This is a genomic window from Bacillus sp. LNXM65, assembly GCF_002998575.1.
Taxonomy (GTDB): domain Bacteria; phylum Bacillota; class Bacilli; order Bacillales; family Bacillaceae; genus Bacillus.
In genome coordinates this window covers 609,613-622,730 of the sequence record NZ_PVRB01000001.1, presented here as the reverse complement: position 1 = coordinate 622,730, position 13,118 = coordinate 609,613, and the positions used below count along the sequence as shown (strand labels likewise).

At 40.9% G+C, this 13,118-nt stretch carries 12 protein-coding genes and 3 riboswitches; of the genes, 8 read left to right on the top strand and 4 right to left on the bottom strand.

All coding sequences use genetic code 11. The features are described 5' to 3' along the window. Positions 1–25: 25 nt before the first annotated feature. A riboswitch (SAM riboswitch) is annotated at positions 26–184 on the bottom strand. Between the two features lie 163 nt (positions 185–347). The 6 genes from C6Y03_RS03100 to C6Y03_RS03075 all read left to right on the top strand — a co-directional run bounded on the left by C6Y03_RS03100 (position 348) and on the right by C6Y03_RS03075 (position 5,395). Then, complete coding sequence (locus tag C6Y03_RS03100; RefSeq protein WP_106030761.1) at positions 348–1,538, top strand: pyridoxal phosphate-dependent aminotransferase; 1,191 nt, start codon at positions 348–350, stop codon at positions 1,536–1,538. 44 nt (positions 1,539–1,582) lie between these two features. Then, a riboswitch (SAM riboswitch) is annotated at positions 1,583–1,684 on the top strand. A gap of 71 nt (positions 1,685–1,755) precedes the next feature. Then, positions 1,756–3,006: a 2,3-diketo-5-methylthiopentyl-1-phosphate enolase gene (mtnW, locus tag C6Y03_RS03095; RefSeq protein WP_066030980.1), complete on the top strand. Its 1,251-nt coding sequence runs from the start codon at positions 1,756–1,758 to the stop codon at positions 3,004–3,006. Then, on the top strand, positions 3,007–3,702 hold the full coding sequence (locus C6Y03_RS03090; protein ID WP_060596116.1) for a 2-hydroxy-3-keto-5-methylthiopentenyl-1-phosphate phosphatase: 696 nt from the start codon (positions 3,007–3,009) through the stop codon (positions 3,700–3,702). Next, positions 3,666–4,304 (top strand): methylthioribulose 1-phosphate dehydratase, encoded by a 639-nt coding sequence (locus C6Y03_RS03085; RefSeq protein ID WP_060596117.1) that lies wholly within the window; start codon positions 3,666–3,668, stop codon positions 4,302–4,304. Before C6Y03_RS03090 ends, C6Y03_RS03085 begins: the two co-directional genes overlap by 37 nt. A 16-nt stretch (positions 4,305–4,320) precedes the next feature. Beyond that, positions 4,321–4,851, top strand: a complete 531-nt coding sequence (locus tag C6Y03_RS03080) for a 1,2-dihydroxy-3-keto-5-methylthiopentene dioxygenase (protein ID WP_060596118.1) — start codon at positions 4,321–4,323, stop codon at positions 4,849–4,851. 301 nt (positions 4,852–5,152) lie between these two features. Beyond that, complete coding sequence (locus C6Y03_RS03075) at positions 5,153–5,395, top strand: aspartyl-phosphate phosphatase Spo0E family protein (RefSeq protein ID WP_034662891.1); 243 nt, start codon at positions 5,153–5,155, stop codon at positions 5,393–5,395. Between the two features lie 46 nt (positions 5,396–5,441). Here the strand turns inward: C6Y03_RS03075 and kinD are convergent, their stop codons facing one another. Next, positions 5,442–6,947 carry a sporulation kinase KinD gene (gene kinD, locus C6Y03_RS03070; RefSeq protein WP_106038805.1) on the bottom strand — a complete coding sequence of 502 codons (1,506 nt, stop codon included), beginning with the start codon at positions 6,945–6,947 and terminating at the stop codon, positions 5,442–5,444. A gap of 204 nt (positions 6,948–7,151) precedes the next feature. On the opposite strand from kinD, the gene mhqR reads away from it, so the two are divergent. Further along, positions 7,152–7,607, top strand: a complete 456-nt coding sequence (gene mhqR / locus C6Y03_RS03065) for a MarR family transcriptional regulator MhqR (RefSeq protein ID WP_106038804.1) — start codon at positions 7,152–7,154, stop codon at positions 7,605–7,607. Positions 7,608–7,638: 31 nt separating this feature from the next. On the opposite strand, the gene motB is transcribed toward mhqR, so the two are convergent. From motB to C6Y03_RS03050, 3 genes are all read right to left on the bottom strand, one after another. Then, positions 7,639–8,403, bottom strand: a complete 765-nt coding sequence (motB, locus tag C6Y03_RS03060; protein ID WP_106038803.1) for a flagellar motor protein MotB — start codon at positions 8,401–8,403, stop codon at positions 7,639–7,641. Further along, complete coding sequence (gene motA, locus C6Y03_RS03055) at positions 8,396–9,190, bottom strand: flagellar motor stator protein MotA (RefSeq protein ID WP_034662877.1); 795 nt, start codon at positions 9,188–9,190, stop codon at positions 8,396–8,398. The genes motB and motA overlap by 8 nt, the downstream gene beginning before the upstream one ends. Positions 9,191–9,565: 375 nt before the next feature. Continuing rightward, a complete protein-coding gene (locus tag C6Y03_RS03050; RefSeq protein ID WP_106038802.1) occupies positions 9,566–11,668 on the bottom strand; it encodes an ATP-dependent Clp protease ATP-binding subunit in 2,103 nt (700 codons plus the stop codon). A 243-nt stretch (positions 11,669–11,911) separates the two neighbouring features. On the opposite strand from C6Y03_RS03050, the gene C6Y03_RS03045 reads away from it, so the two are divergent. Further along, complete coding sequence (locus C6Y03_RS03045) at positions 11,912–12,955, top strand: YkvI family membrane protein (RefSeq protein WP_106036740.1); 1,044 nt, start codon at positions 11,912–11,914, stop codon at positions 12,953–12,955. Positions 12,956–13,027: 72 nt separating this feature from the next. Then, positions 13,028–13,072: riboswitch (PreQ1 riboswitch) on the top strand. The last annotated feature ends 46 nt before the right edge of the window (positions 13,073–13,118 follow it).

Sequence of the window (13,118 nt, the reverse complement as noted above, 5' to 3'; positions counted from 1 at the left end):
TTGATGGCGTGTATGCTCAAAGCCTCTCTTATCTCTCAGCACATACGTCTGATGGAATTAGCACCGTGCCCTATAAGACAATTGTCTTGGCGCTTACTTGCTGCGCCCCACTTCACAGTGGTATTAACGGTCGGTTGCTGTTGGGGTCAAAAGGCCAAATCCCTCGCCCAACTCTCGATAAGAGAAATCAATATGTAATTGTTTCGTGCCTGTTTGCATTTCTTAATTCAAGATATTATCAGAGCTGCGCTTCACATGTCAATCTTTTTTCAAAATTGCTTTACAATTCATAAAACAATCCATTACAGTGTTTGTATTGTTACGTAACTTGAATAGAAGGTGAAGAAATGGAATTCCAGCAATCAGATGTATTGAAACAATTACCGAAACAATTTTTTGCGTCTCTTGTCCTAAAGGTGCAGAAAAAGGTGCAGGAAGGGGCAGATATCATTAATTTAGGGCAGGGAAATCCTGATCAGCCAACCCCTTCGCATATTGTAAAAGCCATGCAGGAAGCGGTATTAAAACCTGAAAATCATCAATACTCGTCATTCCGCGGAACAGCGAAATTAAAAAAGGCTGCCGCCGCCTTTTATGAAAGAGAATATGGTGTCACGCTTGATCCGATGAAGGAGATTGCGATTTTATTTGGCGGAAAAGCGGGACTTGTTGAGCTGCCGCAATGCCTGCTGAATCCTGGAGATACACTCCTTGTCCCAGACCCTGGTTACCCTGATTATTGGTCAGGTGCCGTGCTTGCTGGAGCTCAGATGGTGACGATGCCGCTTCTTGAACAAAATGATTTTTTACCTGACTATGATCGATTGCCTGAGAATGATAAGAAAAAAGCAAAGTTGATGTATTTAAATTACCCTAACAATCCGACAGGTGCCACGGCAAGTCGTGCATTTTTTGAAGAAACCGTTACGTTTGCGAAAGATCACAAACTCTGTGTTGTCCATGATTTTGCCTATGGCGGCATTGGGTTTGATGGGAAAAAGCCGATCAGCTTTTTGCAAACAGATGGAGCGAAAGAGACGGGGATTGAAATTTATACATTGTCTAAAACGTATAATATGGCCGGCTGGAGAGTAGGTTTTGCAGCAGGAAATCCGTCTGTTATTGAAGCGATTGAGCTTTATCAGGATCACCTGTTTGTTTCACTGTTTAAAGCAACTCAAGATGCAGCAGCGGAAGCCCTATTAAGCGACCAAACGTGCGTACAGGTGCAAAATGATCGATATGAAAATAGGCGAAATGTGTGGATTGCTGCCTGCAAGGAGATTGGCTGGGAGGTCACAGCACCAAAGGGGTCATTTTTTGCTTGGCTAAAGGTGCCAGAAGGATATACATCTGAATCTTTTTCTGACGTATTATTAGAGAAAGCACATGTTGTTGTGGCTCCGGGGAATGGGTTTGGTACTCACGGTGAAGGGTATGTGAGAGTTGGGCTTTTAACAAGTGAGGAGCGGTTACAAGAAGCCGCTCGGCGTATCGCTGCCTTGAATCTGTTTGAAAATAAGCCATTGACAACATAAAAAAATGGTGCGATAATTCAGACAATATTTAAGAAAATTGAATATTCTTATCAAGAGTAGGCAGAGGGACTAGCCCAATGAAGCCCGGCAACCGACTTCCATGAAGCACGGTGCTAATTCTTGCAGCAAGCGCTGAGAGATAAGATTCGGATGAATGACACGAAACAACCTCTTTAAGGCGCTGACAAAGCACTTGAAGAGGTTTTTTATTGACCATATGCATGACGAAATTGAAAGGGGATTCCTAGTGAGTGAATTACTGGCAACATACGTATTAACACATCGAGAGGATGAACAAGTGAACCGAAAAGCGGAGCAGATCGCACTTGGTTTAACAGTGGGATCATGGACAGATTTGCCGCAGCTCAAAAAGGAGCAGCTTCAAAAACATAAAGGGCGGGTAGAAAAAGTATCAGAAAAGGTTGCTTCAGCCGAAAATGGCGTATATCAATCTGAGGTGACCATTGCTTATCCTGAGGCTAACTTTTCAGCTGATATACCGGCCGTTTTGACGACGATCTTTGGAAAGCTTTCACTTGATGGAAAAGTGAAGCTAGTCGACATACAATTCTCGGATAGATTTAAAAGAAGCCTGCCAGGACCGGTATTTGGAATTGATGGCATACGCAAAAAAGTAGGCGTGTTTGATCGTCCGTTGTTGATGAGTATTTTTAAAGGTGTCATTGGCCGTGATATGGCGGATTTAAAAGAGCAGCTCCGTTTACAAGCATTAGGCGGCGTTGACTTTATCAAAGACGATGAAATTTTATTTGAGAGCCCGCTAGCCCCTTTTGAAGAACGAATCAAAGAAGGAAAAAAGATATTAAAAGAAACATATGAAGAGACAGGGCACCGAACGTTATATGCCGTTAATTTAACAGGCAGAACCTTTGAACTGAAGGATCGAGCAAGAAAGGCAGCTGAACTCGGAGCGGATGCACTCTTATTCAATGTCTTTGCCTACGGACTAGATGTCATGCAAAGCTTAGCTGAGGATCCAGATATTCCATTGCCTATTATGGCCCATCCCGCAGTAAGCGGCGCTTTGACATCATCGCCTGAATATGGATTTTCGCATTCTCTTCTTTTAGGTAAATTAAATCGATATGCTGGCGCTGATTTGAGTCTTTTTCCCTCACCTTATGGGTCGGTTGCACTTCCGAAAAAAGATGCCTTTGGAATCTATGAAGCTTGTGTAAAAGAGGATTTGGTTCAAAAAACGTTCCCAGTCCCGTCAGCAGGCATTCATCCTGGAATGGTTCCAGTATTGATTAAAGATTTTGGACTCGATCATGTGATTAATGCTGGTGGAGGAATTCACGGACATCCGCGTGGAGCCATCGGTGGAGGGAAAGCATTTCGATCGATCATTGATGCGGTGATACATGGAGAGTCGATCCAAGAGAAGGCAGCTTCTTGCCAAGACTTAAAAGCAGCACTTGAACTATGGGGAAGGGTAGCAGAATAAATGAAAAAACCAATTGTATGTTGTGATTTTGATGGAACAATTACAAAAAATGATAATATCATTCGCATCATGAAACACTTTGCACCAAGTGAATGGACGAAGCTGAAGGATGATGTTCTCACAAAGGAGATCACCATTCAAGAAGGCGTCGGGCAGATGTTTCAATTACTGACGAGTGATCAAAAAGAAGCTATTCAGTCGTTTATTTTAGAAGATACAGAGATTCGAGAAGGATTCAGGCAATTTGTTGATTATGTGAAAAAGGCTGATATTCCTTTCTATGTGCTAAGCGGCGGGATGGACTTTTTTGTCTATCCCATACTCGAGGGCATTGTGGGCAGAGACAATATTTATTGCAATCATGCCTCATTTGGGGAAGATCATATTCAGATTGAATGGCCGCATGTCTGCGATTCGCAATGTCAAAATGGCTGCGGATGCTGCAAGCCGTCAATCATTCGAGAGCTGACCCATGAGAAGGACTTCATCATCATGATCGGAGATTCAGTCACCGATGTGGAGGCGGCAAAGCATGCGGATCTCACATTTGCGCGCGACTACTTGCTGAATGAATGTAAGGAGCTTGGGCTTGTATATAAAGAGTATGAAACATTTATTGATCTTAAAGCGCAATTTGAACAAATAAAGGAAGTGAAGGAATGGCAGACGCAAAGAGCAAGCGCTGGCAGGAGCTAGCAGACGTCAAACGTGAACTGGCACAAAGAGACTGGTTTTACGGAACAAGCGGCAATTTATCGATCAAGGTGTCGGATGATCCAATCACGTTTTTGGTGACGGCAAGCGGTAAAGATAAACGAAAAGAAACGGATGAAGATTTTGTTTTAGTGAACGCAGCAGGCAAGCCTGATGATCCGAACGAACAGCTTAGACCTTCAGCCGAAACACTGCTTCACACATACGTGTATGAGCGGACGAAAGCAGGTTGCTGCCTCCATGTCCATACAATCGATAATAATGTGATGTCTGAGCTGTATGGGGGTAAGGGCGAGGTTCGTTTGAAAGGAAACGAAATCATCAAGGCGCTTGGTTACTGGGAAGAGGATGCAGAAGTGTCGATACCGATTATTGAAAATCCAGCCCATATTCCGCATCTTGCAGCACAATTTGCAAAGCATCTCACTGAAGAGTCAGAATCAGGTGCGGTGCTCATTCGAAATCACGGCATCACTGTCTGGGGAAAAACAGCCTTTGAAGCAAAACGAGTATTAGAGGCGTATGAATTTTTATTTAGCTACCACTTAAAATTAACGCTTTATCAAAAGCAGCTTGTCAGATAAAAAGGAGGAAAAGCACATGGCGACGATTTTGATTCATAACGAAGAAAACACATTACTTGAAAACGAGCAAGAGGTAGCAGCATATTTAGAAAAGCAAGGGGTCATTTATGAACATTGGGATATTGCAAAGCTGCCAAACCGGTTATCAGAAAAGTATGATTTAACAGATGAGGAAAAGGAAGAGATTTTGACTGTTTTTCAAAAGGAAATCCAGCGTATATCTGAAAAACGAGGGTACAAAGCGCAGGATGTGATTTCATTATCTGACGCCACACCAAATCTAGATGAGCTGCTCCAAAATTTTAAGCGTGAGCATCATCATACAGATGACGAAGTACGTTTTATTGTAAGCGGGCATGGAATCTTTGCCATTCAGGGTAAGGATGGCGTCTTTTTTGATGTGAGACTGAATCCAGGCGATTTAATTTCTGTCCCGCCACATATTCGCCACTACTTTACACTTCAAGAGGATCGCAAAGTGGTCGCAGTTCGCATATTTGTCACAACTGAGGGCTGGGTGCCAATTTACGAGGAAGAAACGGTTTAATGACAGGAGCTGATCATTCCGCATGAGGCGGATGATCAGCTTTTTTTTAGGAAAATAGGCATAAAATGAGAAAGAAAATAGTTGATTTTGATCTTCTGCATAGGATAAAATTCTGTTTAATCCATGTGTCAGTCCTGTCCAAATTTGAAGTTTACCCCCAAATTAGATTGGGTAAGAGGTCTTTAGGCTGTAAAAAATTAAATAAAATAAGCATATTTAATTTAATTTACAAATAAAGTATAATTTTGGTGTCGGATCATTTTGAGCATAGACAGTCGAATTCATTGCGGGAGCTGAGATCATGAATATTTATGTAAGGAAAGAACAATTGCTGATGTCCATTGATGAGAAGAGAAAACAGATGGTAGAAGCTGCTCAAGCGGAAGGCTACACTGGTGAGACGACAATTAAATATAGTCAAGAACTAGACAACCTGATGAATGAGTATCAGTATCTCCTTTTTCATGAGAAACAATCTGCCCCCTCCTTTCATGATCTTGTATCTCAAATGAGTCTTCTATCTGTGAACCGCCCTTCTTATTGACATGAAAAACCGGTCTTGCCTAAGCAAAACCGGCTGAATGTTTCAACTATGCTGAGTGAGCAGAAGGAAGCATGATCATGACGGTTGTTCCTTTATTCACTTCGCTTTGAATATCAATTGTCCCGCCATACATCGAAATAATTCGTTTACACACGACAAGCCCAAGACCTGTACCTTTTTCCTTCGACGTAATAAAAGGAAGGAAGATATGCTTTAACATTTCTTCTGGTATGCCTTCACCCGTATCTTTCACTTTAATGATGACATGTTCTGTTTCAGCCTCAATCAAAATCTTCAAATGACCGCCATTTGGCATCGCTTCTAACGAGTTCTTCGCTACATTTAATACGACTTGTTTAATGTGATCCTTTGTGCAATATACCCCAACATCTTGAATCGTATTAATTTGCAAATCAACCTCAACATTATAAAGGTTCGCCTCAGAGAAAACGATCGGCATGATCTCACTTACAATTTCTTTTACAGAGTTATTCTGCCATTTTTCTGCTGTTGGTTTCCCTAATACAAGAAACTCACTGACGATTTGGTTGATTCGTTTAATTTCTTCTTCAATGACAGAAAAATAGAGCTGATCTTCTTCTGAATGATACTTCTTTTGCAAAAGCTGTATAAATCCGCTGATCCCTGTTAATGGGTTGCGAATTTCGTGTGCCGTACTTGCTGCGAGGGTTCCGATTAATTCAAGCTTTTGCGCTTCATTTTGGTGACGCTCCTGCTGGGTTTGACGCCTTAAAATGATATATTGAACAAGTGTGAATAAAATATTTAATAAAATAAAAGCACTGGATAAAGGGATCAACATAACAGACAGCACTTCACCTGTAGACGCGCGCTGCGGAAAGACCTCCAGCTTCCAGCTGTTTTCATCTAAATATGTAGACACGGTGCTGCCATTTTCTGATGCTGGCTGCGGACCACTTGTAAACACCACATGTCCATTTTGATTCAGCATCTTAAAATGAAGATCAGGGTTCAATACATTCATAATATTTCTTAAATAATCAATTTGAATGGCGGCGACTAGCACATTGGTGACTTCTTCATTTTCATCCAGAACAGGCACGCAAATGGAGAGAATCCTCTGTTTTGTAATTCGGCTCACATAGTTATCTGTGATCACCGTCTGCTTGGTCACTTGAATGCGCTTAAAGTAATCTCTAAATGACAGGTTGATTTTTTCCTTTAACGGTGTGGTGCTTACTGATACATTTCCTTTTTTGTCTAGGAGATACAGACCTGAAAAACGAGGTTCTTGTTTATAGATTTTCTCTAGGATGTTTTGTACTGTTTTCGTCTCAAGAGGCTGGTCAAACCCCATGGCAAGTGAAGTTAATCTCGCTTCTGTTTCACTAATTAAATAATTCATTTGGTTTTTGTGAATATTTAACATAAGTGTAGCAGTTTGTTTGTTTTTTAAGTCGATTTTTTCCGTTTCTTTTTCGTAGATAAAATAACTAATGATTAGGGTTGGAATTATGACCAAAATAAGGTACAGCCTGATCTTCTTCCAAAACCCTTTCAGTATACTCATCATTCATCGCTCCAACGTATTACCTAATAGTCTTATTATAGCATTGAACCTATCTTTATTACGATGACTTGTGTGATTTTTAAAAAATTAGGTGATTCGTTCTGGTCTCATTTTCATGCTAAAGATGGATCAAGATGTTGACATTTTACTTATTGTTTATTAATGTCACATTAGTGGGTTGCATTTCATAAAGGATGATAAAAAATGGAAAATCATAATGTTGAGAAATCTTTGAAATTATTTATTGTATTATCACGTGCCTATCGCTCAATTAATCATCACATGAACAAACATATTGTGAAGCACGGGCTGAATCCGACTGAATTTGCAGTATTAGAATTACTGTATCATAAAGGGGATCAGCCTCTTCAGCAAATCGGTGATAAGATTTTACTTGCAAGCGGCAGCATCACGTATGTGGTCGATAAATTGGAGAAGAAAGAACTCCTCAGTCGTAGGGCCTGTGCAGAAGACCGCAGGGTGACATTTGCGCATATTACCAAGCAGGGACGAGCTTTGCTTGATGATATCTTCCCAGATCATGCGAAAGAAATTCATGAGATGATCAGTGTCCTGAGCGAAGATGAGAAGGATGCCTGCATTGATATGCTCAAACATGTGGGACTGCGTGCAAAGCATTTATATGATCATACAGAATAATTAGAAAAGGAAGCCGCGCAGGCTCCCTTTTTTATTTCGCTTTTTTCTCAATCGGTAAAATGAGTACTTCTACGCGTCGGTTTTTACTTCTGCCTTCTGCTGTATTGTTTGAAGCAACCGGCTTGAATTCACCGAAACCTTTTGTACTAAAGTTCTCTTGGTCTAGATTGCTGTTCTCAAGAAGAATACTCAAAAAGTTTACAGCACGAATGGCACTTAAATACCAGTTGGATTCAAATTCTGAATTTCTGATCGGTACATTATCAGTATGTCCGCTAATGACGATGTCACGAGCGGGGTTAATGACAAGTAGTTTTGAGATTTCCTTTGCTAACGGGACATCTTGAGGGCGAATAACCGCCCGGCCAGAATCAAAGAAGATACTGTCTTCTATCGTAATGAGCAAACCTTCGTCCGTGAGCTTTGTTTCGAGCTTAGCTCCAAGTTTCTTATTGGCAATGAAGGAGTCCACTTGCTTTTTGACCTTTGTGAGAACGGCATGGTCTCGAGCTTTCGCTTTGGCTTCTTCATCTTCTTCGGCTGCTTTCTTGGTCTGGTTGCTATTTTCAGTTTCTTCAGTGCTTTGCATGCTGGTTTGATCCATGACACCAGTACCGCCCGTAAAGACGACATTAAAAGACTTTGCCATCTGTTCGTATTTTGCCGCATCAATCGAACTAGATGCAAATAGCACAATGAAGAGAGCGAGTAGAAGCGTCAGAAGATCGGCATAAGGGATCAGCCAAGATTCATCTACATGGTCATCGTGATCATGTTTTTTACGTTTCCTAGCCATTTTGTTTTTCTCCTTCTTCAATGACAAGATTTGCACGTTCTTTCGCTGGTAAGTACATGAGAAGTTTTTGTTCAATCACTTTTGGAGATTGACCTTCAAGAACAGAAAGGATTCCTTCGATCATAATCAGACGAAGCTTTACTTCTTCCTTTGATTTACGCTTCAGCTTGTTGGCAAATGGATGCCATAACACATACCCGGTAAAAATCCCAAGCAGTGTGGCAACGAAGGCTGCACTGATTGCATGTCCAAGTGCTTCAATATCTCCCATGTTTGCAAGTGCGGCAATAAGTCCGACAACGGCGCCAAGTACACCAAGCGTCGGAGCGTATGTACCGGCTTGTGTAAAGATTAATGCGCCTGACTGATGTCTTTCAGACATGGCGTCAACTTCTTCTGTTAAGACGTCGCGAATAAATTCTGCACTTTGACCGTCAACGGCCATACTTAAGCCGTTCTTAAGGAAATCGTCATCTACTTCCTCAATGCTAGCTTCTAATGCCAAAAGACCTTCACGACGCGCAATTTGTGCCCAGTTTGAAAAAAGAGGGATCATTTCTTGAATCGTTGGAAGCTGGTTGTCTTTGAAAATTTTGCCGAACAATTTTGGTGTTTTCTTAATTTCACTAGATGGGAATGCGATGACAACAGCTGCAATCGTCCCAACCACAATGATCAATATAGCCGCTGGGTTGATAAGAGCGGTTAGACTTACACCTTTCAAAACCATACCGACACTCAGTGCAATAAATGCTAAAATAATACCTATTAACGATGTTTTGTCCATTATCTCACCAAATCCTTTAACTATCTTTTTCTATAGTTAATATCGGTGTCTTCTAGAAGGGTTTTAGTCAGAATATAAAATTAAGGCAGTTTCTGTGAAGAAATTTTGAAGAAAGCGCTTTCTATTACCTTAAAAAAGAAACTCCCTCTGATATAAAGGGAGTTTCTTTTTAATTTCTTTGAGCAGTTTCATTTAAAAGCAGCTCTTTTAATTTTTCTTCATACATAATTTTGACAAGATCATAGCTCCAATTCATCATGTGATCCACCTCTTTTTCTTTTATCGTAAAGGAAAAGAGGCGGAGGGGGCGTCGGCGTGCGGATGGAACTTAGACACCGCAACATGATGGAGCTGTAGATCCTTCTTAGGATGTACTTATCCTTTTTTTACTACAATTTCGTCATCTTCAACATCTACAGTAAATCCTGAAAGCTTTTCTTCTTCAAGCAATATTTCCGTCATTTGATCTTCAACATGCTCTTGAATGGTTCTTCGCAGTGGACGAGCACCAAATGCAGGATGATATCCAAGTTCTGCAATTTTTTCTTTCGCTTCTTTTGTCACATGGACTGTTAAATGTTGCTCTTTTAATTGCTCTGACAGCTCATTGAGCAGAAGATCCACAATCTTCACTAAATCATCTCTATCTAATGAGTCAAACTGAATGATGCTGTCAAAACGGTTCAAGAATTCTGGCTTGAAATAGGCGCTGAGTGAATCAATGAGTGATTGTTCCTCAATCGCTTCTTCCTGATCAGACTGGAAGCCGACTTTGACCGTTTTATCTGTGCTGCCTGCGTTACTTGTCATGATGATGACCGTATCTTTAAAGCTGACGGTTCTGCCTTGGCTGTCTGTTAACCGGCCATCTTCCATGATTTGAAGGAACATATGCTGCACATCAGGATGTGCTTTTTCGATTTCATCCAGCAAAATGATGCTGTATGGTTTTCTGCGCACTTTTTCCGTCAGCTGACCCGCTTCATCATGTCCAACATAACCAGGAGGAGAACCAATGAGCTTGGATACTGAGTGTTTCTCCATGTACTCACTCATATCTAAACGGATGATTGCATCTCTTGAACCGAATAATTCTTCAGCTAGCGTTTTTGACAATTCGGTTTTCCCGACACCTGTTGGTCCAACGAATAGGAAGGAGCCTGTTGGTCTATGTTTCGATTTTAAGCCGGCTCTGCTTCTTTTCACAGCTTTCGCCACTTTTTCAACCGCATGTTCCTGACCAATCACCCGTGCTTTTAAGCGGACGTCAATTTCTTTCATTTTGGTTTGTTCGTCTGCTTGCAGTTTGCCGACAGGGATGCCTGTTTTTTGTTCCACAATGGCTTGAATGGCTTCTGCTGTGACGACATGTTCTTTGTCATTTGTTTTGTTTTGAAGTCTTGCTTCAATGGCTTCTTCTTCATCTCGAAGCTTCGCTGCTTTTTCGTATTGTTCTTCTTTTAAAGCAGCTTGTTTTTCAGCAGCAATTTCTCTCAGACGATTCGTTAGTTCATCTTCACTTGCTGCATCAATGGAGAGGTTCGCTTTTGAACCTGCTTCATCCATTAAATCAATGGCTTTATCCGGCAAATGACGGTCTTGAATATACCGGGAAGATAATTGAACACACGCTTGAATAGCTTCGTCTGAATAAGTGACGCCATGATAACTTTCGTACTTATCTTGAATGCCTTTTAAAATCTCGATCGCTTCATCTTGTGTTGGTTCATCTACAATGACGGGCTGGAAGCGTCGTTCAAGGGCGGCATCTTTTTCAATTTGACGATATTCTTTTAATGTCGTCGCACCTACTAGCTGAAGCTCGCCTCGTGCAAGGGCTGGTTTTAAGATGTTTCCAGCATCCATTGACCCTTCGGCAGATCCTGCGCCTACAAGAAGATGGATTTCATCTACAAATAAGATAATATTTTTACGGCTTTGCAGCTCTTTAATTAACTGCTTCATTCTTTCCTCAAATTGACCACGTATCCCTGTATTCGCTACAAGTGAGGAGACATCTAATAAATAGATTTGTTTGTTCTTTAATTTATTTGGTACATTGCCACTTGCAATTTTCAGTGCGAGTCCTTCAGCGATCGCTGTTTTCCCAACACCTGGTTCGCCAATCAGAACAGGGTTATTTTTATTTCTTCTATTTAAAATTTCAATGACTCTTGCGACTTCTTCATCACGGCCGATGACTGGATCAATTAAACCAGCATTTGCGCCATCTGTTAAATTCCGGCCAAGTTCATCGAGTAAGCCTTTTTGCTTTGGCTGCTCTACGCTTTGTGCATGTCCTGCTTGCTCAGAGAAGAATGAGCTTCCCCCGAACAATTGAGGTCCCATTTTCATTTTTGATTGCTCCATCAAAGAGGTGTAGCAGTCTTCACATAAAACCATTTGGCTCTGGGACGAATTCACTTGCATATTCAGGCGAATAGTTGCTTCATTTACTTGACAATGTTGACAACGCATTTGCCATAACCTCCTTAAAATAAAGTTTGACTTTATTTGACCAATGAATGTTAAAGAAAATGGTCTGTTGTTTGACCATCTTTGACTATAGTATACTCTGACCTATTTTGACTTTCAACTGTTTTGCTCAAAGGCAGTTGAAAATCCTTTTTTGCATTTAATCATGGTTTGTCCTTCTTTTCAAGGAACTCGTCTCATAGGATAAAAAAAGACAATCGAAAGTGATGGGTGCGGAGGGGTCACATGAAACGTTCAAATGAATCCGCTTTTCAGCTTGCCTTTTTATATGTAGGAACAGTGGTTGGAGCTGGGTTTGCGACAGGAAAAGAAATCGTAGAATTTTTTGTTCGTTTTGGCTGGATTGGACTATTCGGAATCTTGATTAGCGGCGCTATTTTTACTGGACTTGGTGCAAAAATGATGCTCATTTCTAAACGAATTGAAGCAGAGTCTTATCAAGATATGAACCGGTTTCTATTTGGCACAGCTGCAAGCAGGTATATTAATGTCGTCATGTTTTTTATTTTACTAGGCGTCACTTCAGTGATGATTTCTGGCGCAGGGGCTATTTTTGAAGAGCAGCTTGGCATATCAAAGGAATATGGAATCTTTTTGACGATCATTCTGAGCGTCATTGTGCTTTTGAAAGGTTCAAAAGGATTATTTGGTGTCAATGTTCTCGTCGTCCCAATGCTTATTTTCTTTTCATTGATCGTATTTCTTGATTCATTCGTTTTTAGCAGTAGTGAAAGTTATGTTCTTGCGCTTCAAATGGGTGAGGGAGAGTGGATTTTATCAGCTATCTCATATGGAGCTTTTAATTTAGCACTTTCTCAAGCAGTGTTAGTGCCCGTCGCAAATGAAATGACCTCTGAAGCGGTGATTAAAAAGGGAGCTGTGCTTGGGGGCGTCATGCTGACCCTTATTTTACTGGCATGCTTTTTATCTCTTTCTTCATTAAATATGCTGGAGGCGTTTGATATTCCAATGGCTCAGGTAGTGTATCAAGTAGCAAACTCCATTCACCTCATTTATTTATTTGTGATCTTCGGCGAAGTCTTTACATCCGTCATAGGCAATTTATATGGACTCGAGAGACAAGTGAGGGCGTATATTCGGATGAACAGTGTCTTGACAATATCCCTTATTCTCTTATGCTGCTATGTGATTAGTAAAATCGGTTACGGTACATTGATATCAACGGTTTATCCTATTTTTGGCTATGTGAGCATCTTTTTTATCCTCTTTCTTTGTCTAAAAAAAGTGCCTGCATCTCTTGATAAGTAAAGAAGGGATAGCCTGCATGAAAAATATGTGGTACACTATCCTCTGTGAAAATTGAACAAAAATCCGTGTAAAACGGGAGAGGTTCTAGCAAAACCCTCTATAAAAAACTAAGGACTTGCCGTATCCTTGGATGTGGCATTTTTTATTTTTTATGGCTGGGACA

Coding starts and splice junctions, on each gene's coding strand:
- C6Y03_RS03080 (WP_060596118.1), top strand. CDS start 4,321: ATGGCGACGATTTTGATTCATAACGAAGAAAACACATTACTTGAAAAC.
- C6Y03_RS03050 (WP_106038802.1), bottom strand. CDS start 11,668: ATGCGTTGTCAACATTGTCAAGTAAATGAAGCAACTATTCGCCTGAAT.
- motA (WP_034662877.1), bottom strand. CDS start 9,190: ATGGACAAAACATCGTTAATAGGTATTATTTTAGCATTTATTGCACTG.
- mtnW (WP_066030980.1), top strand. CDS start 1,756: ATGCATGACGAAATTGAAAGGGGATTCCTAGTGAGTGAATTACTGGCA.
- C6Y03_RS03045 (WP_106036740.1), top strand. CDS start 11,912: ATGAAACGTTCAAATGAATCCGCTTTTCAGCTTGCCTTTTTATATGTA.
- mhqR (WP_106038804.1), top strand. CDS start 7,152: ATGGAAAATCATAATGTTGAGAAATCTTTGAAATTATTTATTGTATTA.
- C6Y03_RS03100 (WP_106030761.1), top strand. CDS start 348: ATGGAATTCCAGCAATCAGATGTATTGAAACAATTACCGAAACAATTT.
- C6Y03_RS03085 (WP_060596117.1), top strand. CDS start 3,666: ATGGCAGACGCAAAGAGCAAGCGCTGGCAGGAGCTAGCAGACGTCAAA.
- C6Y03_RS03075 (WP_034662891.1), top strand. CDS start 5,153: ATGAATATTTATGTAAGGAAAGAACAATTGCTGATGTCCATTGATGAG.
- motB (WP_106038803.1), bottom strand. CDS start 8,403: ATGGCTAGGAAACGTAAAAAACATGATCACGATGACCATGTAGATGAA.
- kinD (WP_106038805.1), bottom strand. CDS start 6,947: ATGAGTATACTGAAAGGGTTTTGGAAGAAGATCAGGCTGTACCTTATT.
- C6Y03_RS03090 (WP_060596116.1), top strand. CDS start 3,007: ATGAAAAAACCAATTGTATGTTGTGATTTTGATGGAACAATTACAAAA.